This window comes from Vibrio sp. B1Z05 (assembly GCF_052955985.1).
In genome coordinates this window covers 1,464,848-1,488,293 of the sequence record NZ_CP130463.1, presented here as the reverse complement: position 1 = coordinate 1,488,293, position 23,446 = coordinate 1,464,848, and the positions used below count along the sequence as shown (strand labels likewise).

The window sequence follows — 23,446 nt, the reverse complement described above, 5'->3', positions numbered from 1 at the left end:
TTAGTGCAAGGATTTAGGATTAGCACAGATAACGATGAGCTAGACTTCGATGTTATTTATCATTTTATTTCAGAGAGTTATTGGGCGAAAGATATGCCTAAACATACGCTTTTAAAAGCACTCTCTAATTCATTTTGCTTTGGCTTATTTGATAATAGTGGTGCTCAAGTTGGCTTTGCTCGCTTAATCACAGATAAAGCAACGTTTGCCTACCTTGCTGATGTATTTGTCTTGGAGTCTCACCGAGGGCAAGGCTTGAGTAAATGGTTGCTGCAAACCATCTTAGAACATCCTGATTTACAAGGGCTAAGACGTATCATGCTTGCGACAAAAGATGCTCATAGCTTGTATTCCCAATGCGGATTTGAAGAGATCGAAAATCCAGAAATGCTAATGCAAATTTGGTACCCTGATGTGTATCGTATTTAAGCAAGTTAGCTTCAAGTAGGGAGTGTGCTCATCAGTAGTTAACTGTGCTTAACACTACAGGAGAAAATACCATGGAGTTAGTTGTACCATCACTGGAATATCAGTCCGCTTTTGCGCAGTTCTACGCTGATTTTGCTAAACATGACGTTGAAAATGCTGAATATTATCTTGAAGGGAAAGTCGATTTTCCAAGATACGTTAAGCGAATCAGGGATGAAGCGGCTGGTTTAAATCTGCGTGATGGCTATGTGCCTTGTAGCCACTTTTGGTTGGTCAATACAGAGAAGTCTATCCTTGGCGCTATTCGCGTACGCCATAATATCAACAATGAGTTTCTTTCCCTTGAAGCGGGTCATATTGGTTATGACATCGCGCCTTCTCATCGTGCAAAAGGTAAAGGCAAGCTGATGCTTAAACTGGCTTTAACAAAAGTGGCTGAGTTAGGCATCGACAGAGTTTTGGTCACCGCAGACGAAGATAACTTAGCATCAAGAGCTGTTATCGAAGCTAACGGTGGTAAATTCGAGAACGTTGTTATGGGTAAGGTTTTTCCCAATCTTTTAGCAAGGTATTGGATTAACTGTAACTTTCAAGAACGATACTGTATATAAAAAGAAAACCACAATACATTGATAATATTGTGGTTTTCTTAAATTTTAACTGATGCTTTTAAGCAATAGGCTTACAGTACCGCTGCAATACCTTTGCACAAAGGCAACATGTTGTTTTTGGTCATGCCAGCTACGCTAATACGGCCAGAGCCAACAATGTAGATGCTAAATTCTTCTTTAAGGCGAGTCACTTGCTCTTTGTTTAGACCAGAGAAAGAGAACATGCCGTTTTGGCGCTCAATGAAGCTAAAGTCAGCAGTTACGCCTTGCGCTTTAAGAGTTTCTACAAACAAAGTGCGCATTTCATGGATGCGATCGCGCATCTCTTTGACTTCTTGTTCCCATTCTTGACGAAGCTCAGCGTTGTTAAGAATGTGAGTCACTACTGCCGCGCCGTGTGCCGGTGGGTTAGAGTAGATAGAACGAATAATGCCTTTCACTTGAGAAAATGCAGTCTGCGCCACTTCTGCGTTGTCCGCAACCAGCGTAAATGCACCGACACGTTCGTTGTACAAACCGAAGTTTTTAGAGAACGAGCTTGCTACTAGGATTTCGCTGTTACGCTCAGCAAATGCACGTAGACCTGCTGCATCTTCTTCCACGCCTTTTGCAAAACCTTGGTATGCAAAGTCAAACAGTGGGATCAGTTTTTTGTCTGCTGCAAGTTGCGCCAGTGTTTGCCACTCTTCAAATGTTGGGTCGATACCCGTTGGGTTGTGACAACAGCCATGAAGCAATACGATGTCGCCTTCATTTGCTTGGTTAAGATCAGCAAGCATAGCGTCAAAGTCTTTCGCTTTTGTTTCTGCGTTGTAGTAACGGTATTCTGCAATTTCTAGACCAGCCGCGGTAAACACACCTTTGTGGTTTGCCCATGTTGGGTTGCTGATCCAAATTTTTGCGCCGCCTAAATGACGTTTAATGAATTCACCGGCTACACGTAGCGCACCTGTACCGCCAGGAGCTTGCGCTGTTTTAGCGCGCTTGTCTGAAACGATAGTGCTGTTTTCACCGAATAGAAGTTTTTGTACTGCTAAACCGTATTCAGCAGTACCTTCAATAGTTAGGTATGACTTCGTTTTCTCAGTGTCTAAAATAGCTTGTTCTGCTTTCTTTACAGTCGCCAGAACAGGGGTTGAACCTTGTTCATTTTTGTAAATGCCAGCACCAAGGTTAATTTTGGTTTTGCGTGTGTCTTTTTTAAATTCTTCAGTTAAGCCAAGAATAGGGTCGGCAGGAGCAGCAACTACTTTTTCAAACATGAGAATCGTCCGTGTTTAGTGAATTAATGAAAAGCGATAGACTTTATTTATACCTTTAGAAAATCGCCAAAACAATAGATTTGTAATTAATTTTGAAATCGACAGCGTTTGCTCTGTTCAACTTCAATTATTTTTCAATAGGCTCAAAAAAACCGCCGAAAGGGCGGTTTAATATAAAAGCTTCTTATTAGAAGTTTGCGCTACGTGGTGTACGTGGGAATGGAATCACGTCACGTACGTTGCCCATGCCAGTTACGTAAGAGACTAGGCGTTCGAAACCTAGACCGAAACCTGCGTGAGGCACTGTGCCGTAGCGACGTAAATCGCGGTACCAGCTCATGTGTTCTGGGTCGATACCCATCGCAATCATGCGCTCGTCCAATACGTCTAAACGTTCTTCACGTTGTGCACCACCGATGATTTCACCGATACCCGGAGCAAGAACGTCCATTGCCGCGACTGTTTTACCGTCGTCATTTAAGCGCATGTAGAAAGCTTTAATGTCTTTAGGGTAGTTTTTCACGATAACAGGTGCTTTGAAGTGCTCTTCTGCGAGGTAGCGTTCGTGCTCAGAAGACATATCGATGCCCCATTCAACAGCGAACTCAAACTCACGACCAGAATCTTTAAGGATTTGAATCGCGTCTGTGTAATCTACTTGGGCAAAATCAGCGTCAACAAATTGCTCTAAACGAGTAATCGCTTGTTTGTCGATACGTTGTGCAAAGAACTCAAGATCGTCACGACGCTCTTCAAGAACAGCTTTAAATACGTATTTCAGCATGTCTTCGGCCAGTTTTGCCGCGTCATCTAGATCCGCAAAAGCAATCTCAGGCTCAACCATCCAGAATTCAGCTAGGTGACGACTGGTGTTAGAGTTTTCAGCGCGGAACGTCGGGCCGAAAGTGTACACTTTGCTTAGTGCACAAGCGTACGCTTCTGCGTTTAGCTGACCAGATACCGTCAGGAAGGTTTCTTTACCGAAGAAATCTTCGTTGTAGTCCACATTGCCTTGCTCAGTGCGAGGTAGGTTTTCAAGATCCAGCGTTGAAACGCGGAACATTTCACCTGCACCTTCTGCATCAGATGCCGTAATTAACGGTGCTGAAGTCCAGAAGAAACCTTGCTCGTGGTAGAAGCGATGAATAGCTTGAGACAAGCAGTTACGAACGCGCGCTACTGCACCAATTACGTTAGTGCGAGGGCGAAGGTGTGCCACTTCACGAAGGTACTCAATTGAGTGACGAGTCTTAGCCATAGGATAAGTGTCTGCGTCTTCAACCCAGCCAACAACTTGTACAGCAGTGGCAGCAAGTTCAAAGTCTTGACCTTTTGCCGGAGATTCAACGATGGTACCCGTCACTTCAACAGAACAACCTGTAGTCAGCTTAAGGACTTCATCATTGTAATTATTAAGACTATTTGGGACCACGGCCTGAATCGGGTCGAAACAAGAGCCGTCATAGATGGCGAGAAAAGAGATCCCAGCTTTGGAATCGCGACGTGAACGGATCCAGCCTCGAACAGTGACTTCACTGTTTACTGCTAGCTTGCCGTTAAGAACGTCTGTTACAGGCGCGTAAGTCATTTGGTATTACTCTCCAATAGATGCTATTGAGAAAAAGATAAGAAATAGAACCTCTCAGTTTACATTCCAATAAATTTGCATCAAGTAAAGAGTGACAATTTATAACGGATTTTTTTTTAAGCGCTGTTTATTCCACCAAACGGAGCCAGTTGTCTTTGCATTGCATCAATTATTTGTGCGGTAACGCCCCAAATAAAATGTTTTTGATAGGGCATGGCAAACACTTTGTGGGTGACGGTTTTTAATTGGAAATGAAAATTAACCAAGTTAATGGGCGAAAAAAGAAAATCAGCAGGGACTTCAAACACCTCAGCCACTTCATTGGCATCAATTTTAGGCTGATAGCTTGCGTCTATCCACGCAAGATAAGGAGTGACGGAAAATTGGCTAATGGTGGGCAGTGAGGGAAGCGTGCCGATGATCTCAATCATATGACTGGGAATGCCCACTTCTTCAGTGGTTTCTCGCACTGCGGTATTGAGTAGCAATTTATCGCTGCTCTCATATTTACCGCCGGGAAAACTAACTTGTCCCGGATGATGTTTAAGATGCGCAGCACGCTTGGTAAACACAACGTGCAGGCCGTTTTTTCGTTCAACTAAGCCAATTAACACCGCTGCAGGGCGCAGCACGTCTTGGCTAAAATGCGCAAGACGTTGCAAACTAAAAGCGTCGTAATCACTGGGCGTTGTAAAATTAAATTGTTGTAAAAACTCGGCTTTAGTCATTGCAGGCTCTGTGGCTTTATTGGGCTAAGGTTATTCTAATATTGGCAGAATTTTACTGAGCTTATGTAAAGTTTCTTCATATTCTAAGGTGCATTCACTGTCCGCGACCAATCCGCCACCTGCCCAAGCGTAGATATTCTGCGCTTCGGTGATCAAGGTTCGGATAGTAATGCTGGTGTCCATTTTGCCACAGCGACTGATGTAACCTATGCTGCCGCAATACACACTGCGACGATGAGGCTCTAGCTCTTCGATGATTTGCATCGCGCGCACTTTAGGCGCGCCAGTGATAGAGCCGCCGGGGAAACAAGCGCGAAGCAGATCGTATTCATCGTATTGGCGATCAAGCTCACCTGTGACAGTGCTGACCAAGTGATGCACCGCAGGAAAGCTCTCTATTTCAAACAAATGAGGCACTTGCACACTGCCTGGCGCGGAGACTTTGCCGATATCGTTACGCAGCAGGTCAACAATCATTAAGTTTTCGGCCTGATCTTTTTGTGCATTTCTTAACTCATCAATTTGCCGTTGATCTTCGATAGGATCGTTAAATCGTGGGCGAGTGCCTTTTATTGGCTTAGTTTCTACTTGCTGGTCGTGACATAAAATAAAGCGCTCAGGAGAAATGCTCAATATGGCATTGTGAGGCAAGCGGATGAAGGCCGAAAAAGGAGCTTGATTTTCATTTTCTAGGGTTTTGTATGCCTGCCATTCACTGCCCACATACGATGCACAAAAACGCTGAGCCAAGTTAATTTGATAGCAGTCACCAGAGAGTAGGTAGTCTTGAACCGTCTCAAAACGGGTTTGATACTCTGCTGGTGTCATGTTGGCTTGCCAAGGACTGCACAATTGAAAATGAGCAATCCCCGCATTTGGGTTGCTTTGGCATTGTGGGTGATTCATTTGCGCTTGTGAGGTGCCTACCCAAACCGCACGTTTAAGCTTGTGATCGACAATCCAAGCTTGGTCATACAGACCTACAGCCATGTCGGGGGCGTTTAAGTCATGCTGTGCAATGCTCGCAATCTCTTCAACCTGACGTCCAAGGTCATAACTAAAATAGCCCAGCCACCCTCCAATAAATGGCAGTTGTGTGGGGTTGTCCATATACCCAAGATGTTGCTTAGCTAATGTACGTAATAGCTCGAAGGGATCGCCTGCGATATGAGAAACTGTGCCTTGATGAGTGACAATGTTATCTTTATTGAAAGTCTCTACCGTTAAAATAGGTGAGTGCACCAATATGTCGTAACGACTGTTGGGGTGATTGTCAGAAGCGGAGCGCAGTAACATCGCATAAGGTTGCTGCTCAACATCCTCAAAGAGGGTGACAGCAAGATTTTTATGGTAAACGAGTGCTTGAGTTTCTATTTTTAAATCAGACATCTATCAAATTGCTTGAAATGTGATGACACCGTAAAGGTGAATGTGGTTTGATAATCCGCTCAAGAGTATCATAGATTTATCTCAAGTTCAGAATGTACATAAAGTCTATGCTTTGTATGTGCATGAAATGGAATCCGACTGACCTAAAAAGGGGCTCGACGAATGACGATAATTCGTAAGCAAGATCTTATCAGCAGCGTGGCTGATGCACTTCAATACATATCTTATTATCACCCGCTTGATTTTGTGCAAGCGCTAGAAAAAGCCTATCACGCTGAGCAAAGCACGGCGGCTAAAGATGCCATTGCGCAAATTTTGATAAACTCAAGACTATCCGCTGAAGGTCATCGACCTATCTGCCAAGACACGGGCATTGTGACCTGTTTTGTCAATATTGGTATGCAAGTGCAGTGGGAAGACACGAGCGTGACGGTGCAAGAGATGGTTGATGAGGGCGTAAGGCAGGCATACACCAATCCTGATAACCCTTTACGCGCATCTATTTTGCTCGATCCTGCCGGTAAGCGCATCAACAGTAAAGACAACACCCCTGCAGTTGTGCACATCAACATGGTGGCTGGTGATAAAGTCGAAGTGCAAATTGCGGCTAAAGGCGGCGGCTCTGAAAACAAAACCAAAATGGTGATGTTAAATCCATCCGATGATGTCGCAGAATGGGTGGAAAAAACCTTACCTTTGATGGGCGCAGGTTGGTGTCCACCGGGCATGCTCGGTATAGGCATTGGCGGCACCGCAGAAAAAGCAGCAGTGCTGGCGAAAGAATCGCTAATGGATCCGGTCGACATTCATGAACTAATGGAGCGCGGCGCCACCACAACCGAAGAGAAAATGCGCCTTGATATCTTCGAACGTGCTAATAAAACGGGCATTGGCGCGCAAGGTCTGGGCGGATTAACCACAGTAGTAGACGTTAAGATCAAAACCGCGCCGACGCATGCCGCTTCTAAGCCGGTATGTATGATCCCAAACTGCGCCGCCACTCGTCATGTGCATTTCACGCTTGATGGCACAGGCCCGGCTACATTGACGCCACCAAAACTTGAAGATTGGCCTGATATTTCTTGGGATGCAGGTGATAAAGCACGCCGCGTGAACCTTGATAGCGTCACTCAGCAAGAGATTGAGTCGTGGAAGACAGGCGAAACTTTACTGCTGTCTGGCAAAATGCTTACAGGGCGTGATGCAGCGCACAAGCGTATTCAGCAATTATTGGAAAGCGGTGAAGGGCTTCCTGAAGGTGTTGATTTTAAGGGTAAGTTTATCTATTACGTTGGCCCTGTGGACGCAGTTGGTGATGAAGCGGTAGGGCCTGCTGGACCGACAACTTCAACCCGCATGGATAAATTTACCGATATGATGCTCTCTAAAACCGGCATTGCAGGCATGATTGGTAAAGCTGAGCGCGGCGCGCAAACCGTTGAGCTTATCAAACAGAATAAAGCCGTATATTTGATGGCAGTGGGCGGCGCGGCGTATCTGGTATCTAAAGCAATTAAGAGCGCTAAAGTCATTGCTTTTGAAGAACTGGGTATGGAAGCCATTTACGAGTTTGATGTTGAAGATATGCCCGTTACAGTGGCGGTGGATTCAACAGGCGAAAATGCGCACCAAACTGGGCCAGATACTTGGAAAGTAAAAATAGCGGAAATGGAATAGCGCTATTTATGATAGAAACGCCCTGATGACGGGCGCGAGAGGGCGCAATCAAAGATTGCGCTTTTTTTCGAAATTTCAGCTAGATAGCTGATACACTTACATGTGTGCTTTTAATTACAGGGGATGTTATGCCACGTTTTGTCCAAATTTTACAAATGATTGTTGCCGTCGTGATCGGTGGCTTTCTTTGTTATGACCTTATCCTTAACGGAATCGCCATCTTTCATGAGAAATACATTACGATTACGATCGTGATGACTTTGCTACTTGAATTGGCCTTGTTTGTTATCTATAAGCTCATTGCCGATGATTAAATCTTGTTAATGTTGCGTTCTAATGCTGGATATTTTGAGAACAATTCAATATCTTGAGGCAAGGAGCGTGATATGAACAGATTAACAAACGAAGCAAAACAACTACTTAATAGAGGGCTGGATGCACACCTAAGAATTGGTGTCACCGGCCTTTCTCGTGCAGGAAAGACTGCATTTATCACATCCTTTGTCGATCAACTTCTGCATACCTCGACTCATGATAACTTACCGTTACTTGCCGCCCAGCGTGATGGCCGCTTGTTAGGCGCAAGACGTGTCCCGCAAAAGAATTTGCTCACTCCTAGATTTAACCTTGATGGCTCTTACGAGTCGCTTAAACTTGATCCGCCCACTTGGCCAACGCCGACCCGAGATGTCAGCGAAATACGCATTGCCATTAAGTACAAACCGCAAAATAAAGCGCGTAAGTTGGTGAGCCGTACTGCCACTTTATACCTTGATTTAGTGGATTATCCAGGGGAGTGGTTGCTCGATTTACCTATGCTTGAGATGGATTTTGCCACTTGGTCAGAGCAGCAATTAAAACGTTTGCAACAGATTGACCTTCCTGAAGTGCAATCGTGGCTAGCGCGTACTCAGCACCTTGATATCGAGCATTTGACGGACGACAAAATGATCAATGCGGTATCTATCGAATTCACGCAATTATTGCTGAGCTTAAAAGCGCAAGGTTATCAGTTGATTCAACCGGGGCGATTCGTGTTGCCCGGCGAGCTTGCGGATGCGCCCGTGTTATTGTTTTTCCCGTATTTAAGTAAAGTGCATTCAGAAAAAGCAAAGACAGCAAAAGAAAAGCCTATAAAAGGCGGCGCGTTAGATTTACTCATCAATCGCTATAAAGAATATCAGCAACAGGTGATTCGCCCTTTCTATAAACAGTATTTTGCCTCCTTTGATAGGCAAATTTTGCTGGTGGATGTGTTATCACCGCTAAATCAAGGTGAACATGCTTTTAGTGACATGCAGGTAGCACTGACCGAAATCATGAAAAGCTTTAGCTATGGTAAAAATAGCCTGATGCGCCGTTTGTTTTCGCCGCGTACCGATAAATTGCTGTTTGCGGCGACCAAAGCCGATCATATCACTCCTGATCAACATGCTAACTTGAGCTTGTTGCTGCGCCATTTAGTTCAGCCCATTTGGCAACACGTGTCTTTTGAAAGTGTGGCGATGGAGTGCATTCCTTTTGCCTCTATACAATCGACACAAACGGGGTTTGTTGAGCATAAATCGCACACTACGCCAGTGATTCACGGCACGAGTATGCAGGGTGAAGAGCTTACTGTTTATCCCGGAGAAGTGCCTGCTACACTGCCAAAAGCTGAGTTTTGGGATAAACAGGGGTTTGATTTTGTAAGTTTTAGACCGCAAAACTACGTTGAGTCTCAGCCGTTGCCACACATAGGTATGGGTAAGGTGATTCAGTTTTTGCTTGGCGATAAATTAAGGTGATAGTGTGAGTGAATATAAACCCAAGCAGGTCTTTGCTAGCCAAGCTAAGCAACACGCAGCCAAGCAAAATCCATCAGAGCAGAACCCATCTGAGGGCGCACAAGACCAAGCTTCTAAATCAGAACCTCATCACTCAAAGTATTATGAGTCACAGCAAACAACAAATGCGTTTAAAGAAGCGGATGATGAGCCATTAAACGCGAAGCAAACTTTTGCCAGTCATGAGTTTATTCAAAGCGAACCTATGGTCGCTGAGCAAAATGAAGCCATTGAAGAGAAGGTCGTGACGTTATTTCGTCGCCGTAAAGTGCCACTAAAATGGAAGCTATTGTTTGCTACCTTAGGCGGGCTAAGCTTTTGGCAACTGTGCGAATCGTTTATTAGTGCCTTTCAATCCAATGATTTTCTGGCGCTGGCTTGGACTGCGTTATTGACCGGAGGCTGCATTATTGGCGCAGGCGTACTATTGCGCGAGCTGATAAAAATGCGTCGCTTGCGTCGTCAAGGTGACGCGCAGATGAAAGCGCAGCAGCTGTATGATGACAACGACTATGGCAAAGCCGCCGCATTTTGCGATTCTCTATCAAGCTCTTTGGCTGCTAAAGGAGTCGAAAACGTTGGGCTGGCGAAATGGTCACAGCATCGCAGTGAAAACCATTCAGATCGTGATATGTTGGATTTATACCAAGGCTATGTGCTGTCTCCAGTGGACGATAAAGTAAATAAAGCCATTGCTAAATACTCATCTGAGGCGGCAGTGATGGTTGCGGCAAGCCCCTTGGCCGCCGCCGATATGTTGTTAGTCGCTTGGCGCAATATCTCGTTAATTAACCGCATTGCTAAAGAGTATGGGGTTGAGCTTGGTTACTGGTCACGTATACAGCTATTACGGTTAACCTTAATCAATATGGCTGCCGCTGGTGGTAGTGAGCTTGCTATTGATGCAGGGATGGATCTGTTGTCCATGGATTTAACCGCCAAACTCTCTAGCCGAGTAGCGCAAGGAGTCGGTGTGGGCTTATTAACCGCGCGCCTTGGCATAAAAGCGGCGCAATTGATGCGTCCTATTCCATTTTCAAAAACCAATCAATTAAAATTACGCCACGTTCGCCATCAGGTCATGTTATCTGTTAAGCATCGTTTACAAAATTCTCGTGATGAAGATTAGAGTTAAGCCCTTATAAAGCCTGATATTGCTTGACTGTAGTACGCTTCTGCTAGACACTCATGTAAAGATTAATGAACACTTGAGAGTCAGACGTGCGCCTAGAAGTATTGTGTGAAGATCGCTTAGGGTTAACCCGCGAATTATTAGATATTCTTACCTCGCAAAACTTAGATTTACGAGGTATCGAAATTGATCCTATCGGCATTATTTATCTCAACTGCCCAGAGCTAGATTTTGAATCTTTCAGAAATTTGATGGCGCAAATCAGACGCATCGATGGGGTGTCTGATGTTCGTCGCATCGGGTTTATGCCAAGTGAAAGAAAGAACACGGAACTCACTGCGGTACTAGATAATCTCACAGAAGCGTTATTATCGGTCAGTCTTAATGGACAAATCGATATGGCTAACCAAAAAGCGCAGCAGTTATTTCATAACAGTGAGCTTCCAATACTGGGCACTTCTATCAGTCAAATCCTGCCGCAGTTTTCTTATCAAGGCTGGCTTGATGACAGCAGTGAAAGACAAAAACAAAATATCGTTATTGCTGGGATTGATTACCAAATGGAGATCATTCCGGTTCGATTGCAACAAAATAGTGACACTCTAGTCCACGCCAGTACGGTATTACAGTTAAGACAATCGCGTTACGAAGCAAATAATTCGGACTCTGTTGCCGATCACGATCCGTTAGGCTTTGAGCACTTTGTTGGCACATCCAGTCGTCATAAAGCGCTAATTACTCAAGCTAAAAAGCTTTCTATGTTGGATCAGCCGTTATTGATAGAAGGCGATACGGGCACAGGCAAAGAGATGCTTGCGCGAGCCTGTCATGCTCGCTCTCACCGCTCAAACAACCCATTTATTGTATTAAGTTGCGCCTCTATGCCCGACGATGTGGCAGAGACAGAGTTATTTGGTCATGCAGACGGCGCGATAAATCAAGGCAAACTACACAAAGGTATTTTTGAAAATGCCGATGGTGGTACGGTCTTTTTAGATGAAATTGGCGAAATGTCTGCGCATTTACAAAGTAAACTGTTGCGATTTTTGCAAGATGGCACTTTTAGACGTGTCGGTGAAGATAAAGAAGTGAGCGTAAATGTGCGCGTTATCGCCTCAACTCGCCACACTTTAGAGCAGTTAATTGAGTCGGGTACATTCCGCCAAGATCTGTACTTTAGATTGAACGTGCTTAATTTGAAGATCCCGCCACTGCATGAAAGACCTTCAGATATTGCGCCGTTACTGGATATGTTATTGGTTAAGCACTGCTCGCAATTGGGTATTGATAAACCAAGCTGCTCAGCAAGCTTAATGGATGCGCTGGTTAGTTATCGTTGGCCGGGTAACTTCCGTGAGCTCGATAACACGGTTTTGCGCGCGTTAACTGAGCTAGACGGGGTGCAACTGTCGACCAAGCATTTTCACCTACCAACCTTGGATAACTTAAACACGACTGAAGCGAAACTGGACATGGACGGCTCATTGGATCAAATAATGAAACGTCACGAGTCGCAGGTATTAGATAAACTTTATCAAGCCTTCCCATCTAGCAGAAAGCTGGCGAAACGCTTAAATGTCTCTCATACGTCAATTGCCAATAAATTACGTGATTACGATATTGGTAAAAAATGAGTGTATGGATAAGTTTGCTAGACATGTGCTAGATAAATAGGTGACACGATGTTTTTTACGTATAAACCGACGCTAATAGCCAAAGATCATTCATCGCAACGAGTCACCATACGTTCGGTTGGGGCAACGGATGCAAGAATCGTGTGTGAGTATTTTGTGCGTAACAAGGCATTTTTAAAACCTTGGGATCCCATTCGAGATAATGCGTTTTATACCGTGTCCGGATGGAAATATAAGATCACTCGCTTAGCCGAATTAGAAAAGTTGCGACAAGGTTTATACTTGTTGATTCTAAATGCTAAAGAGACGCGTGTGCTCGGCGTGATTACCTTTAGCAATATTGTGGGTTACCCATTTCATTCCTGTAATTTAGGCTATTCGTTAGATGAAGAAGAGCAGGGCAATGGCCTGATGCACAGCAGTTTAACCCAAGCCTGTGAATTTATGTTCTCAAAGTATAATATGCATCGCATTCAGGCTTCTTATTTGCCTAGAAACCAGCGCAGTGCACGAGTGTTGCAACGTATGGGATTTGCCAAAGAAGGCGTAGCAAAAGATTACCTTTTGATTGATGGGCGTTGGCAGGACCATGTGCTCACCTCATTAACCAATCAACATTGGACAGCAGCATGCAAAGATTAAATCAGCAACTTGATATGTTGATCGAAATTGATCAACTGAAAAATGTATTACGACGTACTCGAGTAAAGAGCGCGCAAGGTCGCCTTGAAAACAGCGCCGAACACAGCTGGCATGTGGCGACAATGGCCTTGTTAACCCAAGAGCACGCTAACAATAAGGTAGACGTTAGTCGCGTATTAAAAATGCTGTTACTGCACGATATTGTGGAAATTGATGCCGGTGATACCTTTGTGTACGATGCGGCAGCCTCACAAGAACAGCAGCAAAAAGAACTGCAAGCGGCGGATCGCTTATTTAGCTTTTTGCCTGATGATCAACGCATAGAACTGCGCGCCATTTGGGATGAATTTGAAGCGGCAAGCAGTGATGATGCTAAATTTGCCAAAGCGCTAGACCGCTTTATTCCTATGTTTTTGAACTATCATAATCAAGGTCAGAGCTGGGTTGAGCATCAAGTTAAGCGCAGTCAAGTTATTGCAATAAACAGTCGCATTCAACAAGGCTCAGAAACCTTGTGGCAGAAAGCGTTACAAATCATAGATGAAGCAGTCGCTAATGGCTGGCTAAAAGACGAGTAATATGGATTATATATCTTTAGATGACTATTCACGTAAGTGGATCTTTACCCATCAATCAATGCCGATTCCTGAACAGGACTTAGCCGCGATTATGCCAATGACGCAAGCTAAGAGCTCGGTGTTTTGGAAAGACAATATCAGCAAACAAAGCCCAGATGCTGAGCGTATGAGCAGCCAAGATTGGGCTACATCCAATCAAAACTGGCTTGATTCAGTGAATTGGATGAGTAATTGGGAGTCAGACGATCAGGGATTGCCTGATGAAATCTTTGAGCATATTGATTGGCAAGATGATGTGACAGTGTATTTTTGTTATGAAAAGTACAACGTGATTCAAACCACTTGGGCAATCTTTAAAGCGCACTGGAAAAACTTCTTATTCTTTGATGACGGCCCAATTTTAGTGGCTCGTCGTCGCAAGCAAGCCTTATGGTTTACCTCGGATGGCCAAGTGAAGCTAGGTAATCGTCCTTAAGCCATATTCCTTGTTAGAAAAGCGAATACTCATTGTATAAAACACCACAATGAGTATTCGGTTACAAGAAACCCTGTTGCTGGTTTAACTTAAATCACTTAAATCCGATTAAAACAGCGATAGATATTGCTCATATCCCATAGCCGCCAACTGCTCTTTAGGGATGAACTTCAGCGACGCTGAATTAATGCAGTATCTTAGCCCCGTTGGCTCGGGTCCATCTTCAAATACATGCCCCAAATGAGAGTCTGCAAAACGACTTCTTAGCTCAACTCGCGTATAAAAAAGCTTATTGTCTTTGTGCTCAGTAATAAACTGCTTGTCGATTGGCTTGGTAAAGCTTGGCCAACCGGTACCAGATTTGTATTTATCCGTTGAACTAAACAAAGGTTCACCAGAGACAATATCTACGTAAATGCCGGCTCGTTTATTATCCCAATACTCGTTTTTGAAAGGGCGCTCAGTCCCTTCTTGCTGAGTGACATAATATTGCATCTCCGTAAGCATCTGCTTAATTTTAGCGTCGCTGGGTTTGCTGTAAGTCTTAGTGTTCGACATACTGCTCGACATTTTCCCTGCATGGCTATTGGCTTCAATCATAGCGATGAGGGTCATGTTTTTCTTTTGTCGATCTTTACCGAAAATAGAATCTAAATAGCGATCACGCCCAGAGCCGTGACGGTAGTATTTATAGCGAATCGGATTCTTTTTGTAATAATCTTGGTGATACTCTTCTGCTTTCCAAAACGTGGTGTATTGAATAAGCTCGGTCTTGATTGGCTTTTTATAGATGCCTAAAGCGTCCACATCTTGGATAAACTGAGTTGCGATATCGAATTGCTGCTTGTTGTGATAAAAAATAGCTGGGCGATAATGAGCACCTCGGTCTACAAATGAGCCTTTATCATCGGTAGGGTCCATATGGCGAAACAACTGGTCGAGTACCTGTACGTAGCTGACTTTATCCGCATCGTACTTCACTTGTATGGCTTCAATATGCCCAGTTTTACCTGCCGCTACTTGCTTGTAAGTCGGGTTTTTCTCTGTGCCACCGGCATAGCCCGACACCACATCGATAACGCCCGGCAGTTTTTCTAAATCAGCTTCAGTACACCAAAAACAACCACCAGCTAAGGTTGCGGTTTTAACGTTGCTAGCATTAGTCATTTTTTGATCATCAGCCACTGACGGCGCCGAAATCATCCAAACCAAAGGTAGCGCCAGTGCCACCCCAAGAAGAGCAGTAGAGAGCCGTTTCATATGAGACCTCGTTGTTTCATTGACAGTTTCTAATAGGACAGAGGCAACTGAGAAAAACTTTCAAGTTTAAGGATAATTATTGTGCAATTTTGATGGTTTACCATGTATTTGCAGATATTTATAAGATCACGAGAGCATCATTCTAACGGTAAATGTAGGGTGCAAAATTTGTCACAGGTAATCCAATGGATTATAGTTTGTTAATTATGAGGTTGTAGAGTTGTCAGAACAAAAATGCAACGTTTTGGTGAATTTATCAAACACCCGCTGGAGAGAAGTATGACTAGCGCATTTGAAAGTATTCAACAAGGTCTGCTGGAGGCGGTTGAATTTGCTGAAGGCAAGACAAAAGGGGCAACCGTTCATCAATTTGATGCAGTGGATGTGAAAGCGCTTCGTCATAATGTGGCAATGACACAAGCAGAATTTGCATCTACGTTTGGTATTAGTTTGGGCACATTACGCCATTGGGAGCGCGGTGATAGAACGCCAAGAGGTCCGGCGTTGGTGCTATTGAATGTACTTGCCAAAGATCCACAAGCGGTGATTCGTGCTTTGGCGTAACAGTTTTGATTTATGACTTGTTATTACTCCCAACTATCTATCGCATTTGATACCGAAAACGAAATCAAATGCAAAATAGAAGGGAGCACTTTAACAGATTTGGCTATTCGTCTTTCTGCTCTTCTTTAAGATCTTCTTTAAGCAACTGCAATCCAGCGGGTAGGGTGTCACCGAAGGCTTTTTGTGCTTCTTCTTGATCAAACGATTCTTCACTATTGAGCAGATGTAGCCAAGTTTGCGGCACTTTGCTAATTGTGATTTTGTCGATGACTTGCGCGCGATACTCTTCGGAAATATCTAATGTTCTATCACCGGTTTTACAAGACATCATCACCGCTGCGAAAGCGGCCATTTTTTGCTTGTTCCAATCCAGATCTAATAAGGTTTTTAGCCAACCTTGAACGTCTGCCACAGGAATAACGTTGTGCTGACTGCCATACAGTGGTCTGCGGTTAGCCAGTCTTGCCAGCGCCCACCAGTGCGCATCACGATAGCTATCCATATTGCAGGCCTTGCTGATAAACCAGTTTGCTAACAAGGTTTTATCATCAAAGTGCAGTCGCTCAAGGGACGCAGACAAACGCACCATAGCTTCATAACCTTGCTCATGGGCTAACTTAGCAGATTGCGGGTTTTTTAATGCGCCGGGGTGTAAGTATTTTGCAATATCGGCAAGGATGGTTTCTTGCTGTTCTTGATTTAAACCGCCACTGACACGACGCCAGAATATCCACCAATCACTCCATCCTTGTTGATTTTTAAACTGAATGCTTTGTTGATACAAAGGCCACACTTGTTCCATGCGCCATGAATCCACGGGATCGCCAAAGCCCGGTCTTAGGCTATAGCCTGCAAGGCGTAGCCAGTTTTTCTCATGCGGCTCAGAGCGGCGACGGCGTTTTTTACCCAAGGCAAATGCATCGAAAATATGGCGTGACGTGGTCACGTCCCAGTTATCTCGTTTTCCTAAGTTGCGCTCTAATTGCTTGGCGAGCATCTTGATTTCTTTAACGTCGGTTTGCTTCTTACTACCACTGTAGAGCTTGGAAATTAGCTCTTTTGATTGCTGTAAGTTAGCGGGAATTTCTTGCTCTTGCACCGCTTTTTGATTGCGCACTTCAAACTCAACTTGCCAGCGAGCCGTGTCATCGTTGATGTCCACACATTCTAATTGCAGTGTGCCGACCTCGGTCAGTTTACTACTAAGTTGCACTTCCACGCGGCGTTTCTGATTGGCTGATAGCGTTTCACTATCCTCAACTTTGCCGCTGTCGAGCGATGCCACATACGGCGGCAAGGCTTGCATCACATCACTGTCAACGGCATGCAAGGTGCCGTTGTTGGGAATAGAGCCATCGTTGAGCGTATCAATGGTGGTGGTTAATAGGTTAAATCGCACCGGTTGATCTAAGGTCAGGGCGAAGCGTCGTCCGGTTAGGCGAACTTCGGTGCCTTCTTCTGCGCCTTTGCCCAATAAACATAAGGCTTGGCTTTTGTTTTTACTTGGCAGATGCAAAAAGTAAGAGCGCGGACTGCCACCTCCAATTTTTAGCTGTGCGCCTCGTCTGGCTTTGCTGTACGCCACTGCGCCGTAGGCAACCGCATAATCTGGATGCGGGTTGTCCAATAGGGTAATGGCATCGCCTCGCCAATGTTCTAGCACGGTTTGCATGCGCGCTTTAATCAGTGGGCTGTTAAATGCGCCGCCATTGACCAATAACGCCACTGGAATGGCTTTTTCGTTACTTTGAAATGAACTTTGAGCAGAGTTGTTGGCAGCATTTAAAGCGTCATGACAAGCCGCTTGGTGCTGATTTAAAAACTGTGCCACATGTTTGGTGATAGCAGGGTCTGAAACATAAGGCAGACCAAATTCCACCACAGCGCTACGTTTATGATTCGGTAACTGGTCAAATTCAACGTCAGGGAAAAAGCCTTCTAAGCCCAACTCTTGAACTTCTTGTTTGCTCAGAGCCACACTTCGCGCGCCGCCAATCAGACGTGAACCGCCGCCAAGTAAGGTCACTTTACCTTCTTCAGGCGCATTTACCCCAAGCAAAGTTTCTTTCACGCGGCGTGTTTGCGAAATCAGTTTCCCCAAAGCTTGCGCTTTCATTGGGGTTTTATTGTTTAGCTTTTGCTCACTAATATGCGCAAGGGCTAAGTCAATATTGTCACCACCGAGCATTAAGTGCTCGCCCACACCAATGCGGCTAAGGCTTAGCTGATTATCGCTGTAATTGGCCTTGATTAAACTGAGGTCGGTCGTACCGCCGCCCACATCACAAATTAAGATAAGCGGAATATCGGATAAATCTGGGTTTTGTTGCTGCTCAAAGCGCGCGTACCAGTCATAACAGGCCGCTTGTGGCTCTTCGAGCAGTAATACTGAATCTAATCCAGCAAGGCGCGCCGCTTTTAAAGTGAGGTTGCGCGCGGTTTCGTCAAAAGAGGCAGGAACGGTAATCACCACTTCTTGCTCTTCCAGTCGGTTGATTGGGTTTTGATGATTCCAAGCCAGACGAATATGATTTAAGTAACTGGCACTGGCAATAACCGGTGAGACTTTATCAACATCGTCGGCGCCTGCCCAAGGCAGGATATCGGATTCTCTATCCACATTGCTGTGTGACAGCCAACTTTTGGCACTGGATACTTGGCGGCCTTCAACTTGCGAGCCAAGCTCACGTGCCCACTCACCAATAATCACTTGCTCAATGTCACCGTCTACGCTGTGTTGCTCCCAAGGCAGTTGCAGTGACTCACTGGAAAACTGTTGCTTGGTGGCGTGAAAACGAAAAGAGGGCAGCTGTGGCCTTTTTGCCACTTCACCTTGTCCAACTAACTGCGGTATTTCAAACAGTTGTAACGGCGACTCTTTAAGAGGTTCATTGTTTTCACAAAAGGCGACAACGGTATTGGTTGTGCCTAAATCGATGCCAACTAGAAAGCGAGATTTTTTTGACGATGCCATAGTGTTAACTCTGAGCAGAATAGAAAAAAACAGCACTGAGACCTCAGTGCTGTGATTGAACATTATAGATTAATGTGAGTGATTGTCGTCCCTTACATTAAATTCAACGTGCCACTTTTGACCGTTATCTTGCGCGATGGCTTCAAGATATAAGGTGCCAAGTTCAGTGACTCTAGCCGCCAGTTTGACTGCTACTACTTCACCCACTTGACGGCCTTCTTGGGCATCTAACGTGACTTGAATTTCTGGTAACTCTTCTAGCTCACCGTCTTGCCAGTAATCTAAATGCGTACCAGCGCCGTCTTCACGTCGCGTGGTTGAACCATAAAATTGGAAGTGTACCGGCTGACCAATCACCAAACCAAACTCTTGGCTTGGTACGTCAACCGCTGAGCCTTCTTCCATGCCAAATGGAGCGACACAGAGTGCTTCCATTGGCGGCGCCATACCAGGGATGGCAGGCATCGCACTTTCAATGCCCACATAGTAGCTAGAAGCGATACCACCACGAATACGTACGCCTTTACCTTGACGCACTTGACCATAATAAGCTGCGCCTGAAGAGACCGCTAAATCAAGATCGGAACCCAGCAGTTGTTTAGCTTCTGGCGCATCACTATCGCTAAGCCATAGGTTGATGACTTCAAACAAACGCTCAGAAAGAGTATTGGCTTTTAATACACCACCGTTAAATAAGATAGCGGTCGGTTTTACAAAATCGGGTTTGCTGTTATCGAACATACCGCCAAACATATCAGCAGTAGATTGCGCTTGTTTACTTAAAAATGCTGCGATATGGCGCGTAATGCCGGCATCTTGGGCATAAGGTAAGCCCATTTGGGTAAGTGCGCCGCGACGAGCTTGTTTTGGATGCTCGTCGATATCAACGATAGGAAAGAAGCCATCGACTAAGGTTTGCTGTACTTCTTCAGAAGTTAACTCAGTTTTTAGCGTGCTTCCCATTAGCTTAGAGCCGCGACTCGGAATCACAATCGGTACTGATTGCAGTTCTTTGTCGTTAAGCAGCGCTTCTTTGGCATCGCGACAAGCGTGTACGATGGACTGAATTTGCCATGGCTGCAGATCTTTTCCGTCTTGCGCCATCTTCATTTTGATGCGATAGGCCAAGGCAAGATCCATGTTGTCACCGCCAAGTAGGATATGTTCACCTACAGCAACACGCTCTAGAGTCAGATTGCCGTCTTCTTCGGTAACAGAAACCAACGATAAATCGGTTGTGCCGCCGCCCACATCGACCACCAGTACCACATCACCGACACTGAGTTGGTTACGCCAATCATCACCGGTTTTCTCAACCCAGTTGTACAGCGCCGCTTGTGGCTCTTCTAAAAGAGTTAAGTGGTGTAAATTGATATTGCGCGCCGCTTCTGCGGTAAGATCGCGCGCCGCAGGATCAAACGATGCAGGCACTGTGATAGTGACGTCTTGCTCTTGCAATGGATGCTCAGGATGCGCGTGATTCCACGCTTGCATTAAATGTTCTAGATAAAGCTCAGTTGCACGAAGCGGAGAGATTTTTGTGATCTCTTCAGGGCTACCGGCTGGCAAGAAAGCTTCACGGCGGTTAACGCCGGCATGGCACAGCCACGACTTAGCACTTGCCACCAAACGAATAGGGGTTTTGCTACCCAGTTTTCTAGCAACAGAACCCACTAGCGCTTCCGGTGAATCCGTCCAAGGCAGAGTGCGAGAGCCCGCGCCCATTTCGTGTTCACTTGGCTGATAGATAAATGAGCCAAGTTGGTTTTGGCTTTCTACTTGACCGGGTGCGCTTAGCTGCGCAATCGGCATGACCGCAACTTTTGCATCTTGGTCATGCTTATCAACAAAAGAGAGTACGCTGTGCGTGGTACCAAGGTCGATACCGACGATATATTTTGCTGATTCGTTCATTAAAGCTCAACCTCGGCTGGCGCAATGATTGCGGCGTTGTAGTTTTCAGACAGTTTTGGCAGTTCAATGTTGTCGGCTTTCCAACCTTTATGGATAAGCGTGCCAGTAAATGGCGCTTTTCCTGTGACATTGCCAATCAAACGAATTTCTTGAGCATCAAAACCTTCAGCGACAGAGACTGTGGTTTCTTCGGTTTCGCTACGCACTGGAGAGAGTGTAACGTAGTCTTTTAATACTTTTTGACCGCCGCTATGGATAACGCGAGCCGCCGCGCCCACTTCATCATCGGCAAAAGATGAGATGTCTTCTTTAAGAAAATCAATTAAACGTGCTTCTTGTTGTAAAAGTGAAAGCAGTTGTAATGCAGAATCTGTCGAGGCTGTCTTTAGTTTAGACTGCACTTCAACAACGCGTTCTACCACTTTTTCAACTTCAACAATCTTCTCAACTTCAACGATTTTCTCGACGGGTACTTCAACTTCAACACGTTTCTCAACGGGTTTTTCTATAATCTTTTCAATGGTTTTTGGCTTACGGGCAATAGCAACGGCCAGCAGGACGACACTAGAGGCAGCCAAACCTGCGTGCAGCATATCAAACGTGGTCGGTAACACGGATAGGTCGATGATCATGATTAGAGTCTCATTGGATATTTTATAATTGCTCTAAATGTGTGGGTTCTTGAGCAGAAATTCAAGTACTTAAATGAATTTACTTATAGTTTGCATGCGTCTATTTAAGGTAGACTTACCGGCAATGTTGACCATTAATGAACAGGATTGAATGAACTATAATCGAGTTGTTTGCTTTGATTTAGAAATGTGTTGCTGGAATGAAAACGGAAAGGGAACAACGGGTGAAATCATAGAGATTGGCTTAGCTGAAATCGATCTGTGTAAGCAAGAAATCGTCAAACGCGCCCAATACTATGTAAAGCCTGAACATGATGAAATTTCGCCATTCTGCACCGAATTAACGGGCATTTCTGCAAGAAAAATAGAAAAGCAAGGCAGACCGCTAGAAGCGGTAATGAAATCAATGATAAAAAACTTCGGCGGTGCGAATAAAATTTACGCAAGCTGGGGTAGGGATGACACCATCTTTCGCAATGAATGCCGAGAAAAAGGCATTGATTTTCCATTCGTCGAATTTGTAAATTTGGCGACGCTTTATCGAATACAGCATCGTTTGAAAGATAAACGCATTGGTCATAGAGCGGCGCAAGATGCGGTGAATATCGAATGGGAAGGTCGGCAACACTCTGGGTATACCGACGCTTACAATTTGGCAAAACTTGCTCTGACTATGTTGTGAATTTTGAGTTGTGAGTTACGACTAGAGACTTGAGAGTAATGACTGTTATCTCTACATCGACTGCTGAACGTCCAGTTTGGCTTTCACAAAGTCTTTGTGATCAACATAGATAAGCTCAGCGGCTTTACGTATAACTGACTCTTCTATTGGGTCAAGCTCACCATCAGCATAAGCGACAGTCCACATGGCTTTGATCAGTAGATTGCGCTTCTCTCTTGGTAAGTCTCTTAATTGCGATGTGAAATCGTAAAGAGAGACGGATTGTTCTGCTTGTTGACGAGCGTTAGCAAGCAGTTCGGTCGCTTCTTCTTCGGTAATTTCTAGCAATTTGTGTAGCATGGTTTGCTCTGCTAATAACTCTTCTGGCGTTTGTTCGTGATCGGCTGCGGTGACTTCACAAAGTAGCGCTGCGATAGCCAGTTTAGGTTGGTGTTTTGCGTGATGGGCTAGGTCATTACCGTCTAATAATTCTTTAAACAGTGATTGAATTTTATTAAACATGCATGTGTCCTTAATTCTGTGATCTATGTTCATTATATGCAGTATTAAGGTCGATGAAGTCAATAATCAATTTTGCAAAACTACTTTGGAGTAAAAATGCCTGAACTAGGTGTCTTTGAAAGTTCGACCCTATTAGCCATGCTCTTGATCTTTATGGGCTCTTTTGTGCAAACAACCATAGGTTTCGGTTTGGCAATTGTCTCTGCGCCCCTGTTGTTTCATATATCGCACGACTATATCCCAGGGCCTATCTCTTTGGTGGGGCTGTTTATCTCCCTAATTACCGCCTTTAAATATCGAAAAAATATCGGTATTGGCGGTTTAAAACTGGCGCTCTATGGCCGCGTTCCGGGCTCAATTGTCGGCGGGGGAATCTTGCTATATGTTTCAGCCAGTATGCTCTCAATTGGCTTAGGTGCATTTGTGTTGCTTGCGGTATTAGTCAGTGCATTACCGTTTCGCATTGCGCCTACGCCAAAGCGAATGTTAGTTGCCGGTTTCTTATCTGGCTTTATGGGTACGAGCTCAGGTATCGGTGGACCGCCAATGGCTTTGCTACTACAACACCAAGAGGCGAATAATCTGCGCGGTAATCTGTCGGCATTTTTCGTATTTAGTGCGGTGATATCGTTAACGGTATTAGCTGTTGTGGGACGTTTTACCCTAATGCATGTTTGGCTAACTTTACCCCTGATCCCAGCGGCTTTTCTTGGGTATTGGCTGGCGATGCGCACGGTTGATTATGTATCAAAAGAGTGGATGCGAAGAATATCATTAGTATTGTGTTTAGTGAGTGGTAGCTATGCTATTTGGCAGGGTTTGAGTTAGCGGCAAAAAATCATGGTAATTTTTACGCGTTTTGTAGATGTAACTCTATAATTAATAGTGATTTTTTAAATTATTGTTATTTGTATAGAAAGGACTCTATGAATACAGTCAAACTGGCGC

Annotated in this window: 22 protein-coding genes; 13 read left to right on the top strand and 9 right to left on the bottom strand. The window is 44.8% G+C overall.

The window, feature by feature from the left end; translation table 11 throughout:
* The first annotated feature begins 3 nt into the window (after nt 1-3).
* Both QV280_RS06840 and QV280_RS06835 read left to right on the top strand, forming a co-directional pair.
* Nucleotides 4-429, top strand: a complete 426-nt coding sequence (locus QV280_RS06840; protein WP_367869533.1) for a GNAT family N-acetyltransferase — start codon at nt 4-6, stop codon at nt 427-429.
* 71 nt (nt 430-500) lie between these two features.
* Nucleotides 501-1,040 (top strand): GNAT family N-acetyltransferase, encoded by a 540-nt coding sequence (locus tag QV280_RS06835; RefSeq protein ID WP_152819861.1) that lies wholly within the window; start codon nt 501-503, stop codon nt 1,038-1,040.
* A 71-nt stretch (nt 1,041-1,111) separates the two neighbouring features.
* On the opposite strand, the gene QV280_RS06830 is transcribed toward QV280_RS06835, so the two are convergent.
* The 4 genes from QV280_RS06830 to pabB all read right to left on the bottom strand — a co-directional run bounded on the left by QV280_RS06830 (nt 1,112) and on the right by pabB (nt 6,007).
* On the bottom strand, nt 1,112-2,302 hold the full coding sequence (locus QV280_RS06830) for an amino acid aminotransferase (RefSeq protein ID WP_152819862.1): 1,191 nt from the start codon (nt 2,300-2,302) through the stop codon (nt 1,112-1,114).
* A gap of 187 nt (nt 2,303-2,489) precedes the next feature.
* Nucleotides 2,490-3,890, bottom strand: a complete 1,401-nt coding sequence (gene asnS, locus QV280_RS06825) for an asparagine--tRNA ligase (protein WP_152819863.1) — start codon at nt 3,888-3,890, stop codon at nt 2,490-2,492.
* A gap of 116 nt (nt 3,891-4,006) precedes the next feature.
* Nucleotides 4,007-4,618 carry a CoA pyrophosphatase gene (locus QV280_RS06820; protein ID WP_152819864.1) on the bottom strand — a complete coding sequence of 204 codons (612 nt, stop codon included), beginning with the start codon at nt 4,616-4,618 and terminating at the stop codon, nt 4,007-4,009.
* A 30-nt stretch (nt 4,619-4,648) separates the two neighbouring features.
* Nucleotides 4,649-6,007, bottom strand: coding sequence for an aminodeoxychorismate synthase component I (gene pabB, locus QV280_RS06815; RefSeq protein WP_152819865.1), 1,359 nt, complete (start codon nt 6,005-6,007; stop codon nt 4,649-4,651).
* Between the two features lie 162 nt (nt 6,008-6,169).
* Here pabB and QV280_RS06810 point away from each other — a divergent pair, with 162 nt between their 5' ends.
* The 8 genes from QV280_RS06810 (at nt 6,170) to QV280_RS06775 (ending at nt 13,971) form a co-directional block, all read left to right on the top strand.
* A complete protein-coding gene (locus tag QV280_RS06810; RefSeq protein WP_023403132.1) occupies nt 6,170-7,684 on the top strand; it encodes a fumarate hydratase in 1,515 nt (504 codons plus the stop codon).
* 128 nt (nt 7,685-7,812) lie between these two features.
* Nucleotides 7,813-7,998: a hypothetical protein gene (locus QV280_RS06805; protein WP_023403131.1), complete on the top strand. Its 186-nt coding sequence runs from the start codon at nt 7,813-7,815 to the stop codon at nt 7,996-7,998.
* Nucleotides 7,999-8,070: 72 nt separating this feature from the next.
* Nucleotides 8,071-9,471 (top strand): YcjX family GTP-binding protein, encoded by a 1,401-nt coding sequence (locus tag QV280_RS06800; protein WP_152819866.1) that lies wholly within the window; start codon nt 8,071-8,073, stop codon nt 9,469-9,471.
* 4 nt (nt 9,472-9,475) lie between these two features.
* Nucleotides 9,476-10,639 (top strand): YcjF family protein, encoded by a 1,164-nt coding sequence (locus QV280_RS06795; RefSeq protein ID WP_367869534.1) that lies wholly within the window; start codon nt 9,476-9,478, stop codon nt 10,637-10,639.
* 92 nt (nt 10,640-10,731) lie between these two features.
* Complete coding sequence (gene tyrR, locus QV280_RS06790; protein ID WP_367869535.1) at nt 10,732-12,276, top strand: transcriptional regulator TyrR; 1,545 nt, start codon at nt 10,732-10,734, stop codon at nt 12,274-12,276.
* A 48-nt stretch (nt 12,277-12,324) separates the two neighbouring features.
* A complete protein-coding gene (gene rimJ, locus QV280_RS06785; protein WP_023403127.1) occupies nt 12,325-12,918 on the top strand; it encodes a ribosomal protein S5-alanine N-acetyltransferase in 594 nt (197 codons plus the stop codon).
* Entirely contained in the window at nt 12,906-13,496 is a 591-nt protein-coding gene (locus tag QV280_RS06780) for an HD domain-containing protein (RefSeq protein WP_152819867.1), read from the top strand. The genes rimJ and QV280_RS06780 overlap by 13 nt, the downstream gene beginning before the upstream one ends.
* A 1-nt stretch (nt 13,497) precedes the next feature.
* The gene (locus QV280_RS06775; protein WP_152819868.1) at nt 13,498-13,971 is read left to right on the top strand and encodes a DUF2947 domain-containing protein; all 474 of its coding nucleotides are present in this window, start codon (nt 13,498-13,500) and stop codon (nt 13,969-13,971) included.
* A 108-nt stretch (nt 13,972-14,079) separates the two neighbouring features.
* Here the strand turns inward: QV280_RS06775 and msrB are convergent, their stop codons facing one another.
* Nucleotides 14,080-15,231, bottom strand: a complete 1,152-nt coding sequence (gene msrB / locus QV280_RS06770) for a peptide-methionine (R)-S-oxide reductase MsrB (protein WP_152819869.1) — start codon at nt 15,229-15,231, stop codon at nt 14,080-14,082.
* Between the two features lie 279 nt (nt 15,232-15,510).
* Here msrB and nadS point away from each other — a divergent pair, with 279 nt between their 5' ends.
* The gene (gene nadS / locus QV280_RS06765; protein WP_021712916.1) at nt 15,511-15,795 is read left to right on the top strand and encodes a NadS family protein; all 285 of its coding nucleotides are present in this window, start codon (nt 15,511-15,513) and stop codon (nt 15,793-15,795) included.
* Nucleotides 15,796-15,898: 103 nt separating this feature from the next.
* Here nadS and QV280_RS06760 read toward each other — a convergent pair whose 3' ends face one another.
* The 3 genes from QV280_RS06760 to QV280_RS06750 all read right to left on the bottom strand — a co-directional run bounded on the left by QV280_RS06760 (nt 15,899) and on the right by QV280_RS06750 (nt 21,315).
* A complete protein-coding gene (locus tag QV280_RS06760) occupies nt 15,899-18,769 on the bottom strand; it encodes an Hsp70 family protein (RefSeq protein ID WP_152819870.1) in 2,871 nt (956 codons plus the stop codon).
* A gap of 69 nt (nt 18,770-18,838) precedes the next feature.
* A complete protein-coding gene (locus QV280_RS06755; protein WP_023403121.1) occupies nt 18,839-20,683 on the bottom strand; it encodes an Hsp70 family protein in 1,845 nt (614 codons plus the stop codon).
* The gene (locus tag QV280_RS06750; RefSeq protein ID WP_023403120.1) at nt 20,683-21,315 is read right to left on the bottom strand and encodes a DUF2760 domain-containing protein; all 633 of its coding nucleotides are present in this window, start codon (nt 21,313-21,315) and stop codon (nt 20,683-20,685) included. Before QV280_RS06750 ends, QV280_RS06755 begins: the two co-directional genes overlap by 1 nt.
* Nucleotides 21,316-21,466: 151 nt before the next feature.
* Between QV280_RS06750 and QV280_RS06745 the strand changes: the two genes are divergently transcribed.
* Nucleotides 21,467-21,997 carry a 3'-5' exonuclease gene (locus tag QV280_RS06745; RefSeq protein WP_023403119.1) on the top strand — a complete coding sequence of 177 codons (531 nt, stop codon included), beginning with the start codon at nt 21,467-21,469 and terminating at the stop codon, nt 21,995-21,997.
* A gap of 51 nt (nt 21,998-22,048) precedes the next feature.
* Here QV280_RS06745 and QV280_RS06740 read toward each other — a convergent pair whose 3' ends face one another.
* On the bottom strand, nt 22,049-22,498 hold the full coding sequence (locus tag QV280_RS06740; RefSeq protein WP_152819871.1) for a tellurite resistance TerB family protein: 450 nt from the start codon (nt 22,496-22,498) through the stop codon (nt 22,049-22,051).
* A 138-nt stretch (nt 22,499-22,636) separates the two neighbouring features.
* Between QV280_RS06740 and QV280_RS06735 the strand changes: the two genes are divergently transcribed.
* Entirely contained in the window at nt 22,637-23,326 is a 690-nt protein-coding gene (locus QV280_RS06735; protein ID WP_152819970.1) for a sulfite exporter TauE/SafE family protein, read from the top strand.
* Nucleotides 23,327-23,446: the final 120 nt, after the last annotated feature.

Coding starts and splice junctions, on each gene's coding strand:
- rimJ (WP_023403127.1), top strand. CDS start 12,325: ATGTTTTTTACGTATAAACCGACGCTAATAGCCAAAGATCATTCATCG.
- QV280_RS06745 (WP_023403119.1), top strand. CDS start 21,467: ATGAACTATAATCGAGTTGTTTGCTTTGATTTAGAAATGTGTTGCTGG.
- pabB (WP_152819865.1), bottom strand. CDS start 6,007: ATGTCTGATTTAAAAATAGAAACTCAAGCACTCGTTTACCATAAAAAT.
- QV280_RS06810 (WP_023403132.1), top strand. CDS start 6,170: ATGACGATAATTCGTAAGCAAGATCTTATCAGCAGCGTGGCTGATGCA.
- QV280_RS06755 (WP_023403121.1), bottom strand. CDS start 20,683: ATGAACGAATCAGCAAAATATATCGTCGGTATCGACCTTGGTACCACG.
- QV280_RS06805 (WP_023403131.1), top strand. CDS start 7,813: ATGCCACGTTTTGTCCAAATTTTACAAATGATTGTTGCCGTCGTGATC.
- QV280_RS06800 (WP_152819866.1), top strand. CDS start 8,071: ATGAACAGATTAACAAACGAAGCAAAACAACTACTTAATAGAGGGCTG.
- QV280_RS06760 (WP_152819870.1), bottom strand. CDS start 18,769: ATGGCATCGTCAAAAAAATCTCGCTTTCTAGTTGGCATCGATTTAGGC.
- msrB (WP_152819869.1), bottom strand. CDS start 15,231: ATGAAACGGCTCTCTACTGCTCTTCTTGGGGTGGCACTGGCGCTACCT.
- QV280_RS06780 (WP_152819867.1), top strand. CDS start 12,906: ATGCAAAGATTAAATCAGCAACTTGATATGTTGATCGAAATTGATCAA.
- QV280_RS06735 (WP_152819970.1), top strand. CDS start 22,637: ATGCTCTTGATCTTTATGGGCTCTTTTGTGCAAACAACCATAGGTTTC.
- asnS (WP_152819863.1), bottom strand. CDS start 3,890: ATGACTTACGCGCCTGTAACAGACGTTCTTAACGGCAAGCTAGCAGTA.
- QV280_RS06775 (WP_152819868.1), top strand. CDS start 13,498: ATGGATTATATATCTTTAGATGACTATTCACGTAAGTGGATCTTTACC.
- QV280_RS06740 (WP_152819871.1), bottom strand. CDS start 22,498: ATGTTTAATAAAATTCAATCACTGTTTAAAGAATTATTAGACGGTAAT.
- QV280_RS06750 (WP_023403120.1), bottom strand. CDS start 21,315: ATGATCATCGACCTATCCGTGTTACCGACCACGTTTGATATGCTGCAC.
- QV280_RS06820 (WP_152819864.1), bottom strand. CDS start 4,618: ATGACTAAAGCCGAGTTTTTACAACAATTTAATTTTACAACGCCCAGT.
- QV280_RS06835 (WP_152819861.1), top strand. CDS start 501: ATGGAGTTAGTTGTACCATCACTGGAATATCAGTCCGCTTTTGCGCAG.
- QV280_RS06830 (WP_152819862.1), bottom strand. CDS start 2,302: ATGTTTGAAAAAGTAGTTGCTGCTCCTGCCGACCCTATTCTTGGCTTA.
- nadS (WP_021712916.1), top strand. CDS start 15,511: ATGACTAGCGCATTTGAAAGTATTCAACAAGGTCTGCTGGAGGCGGTT.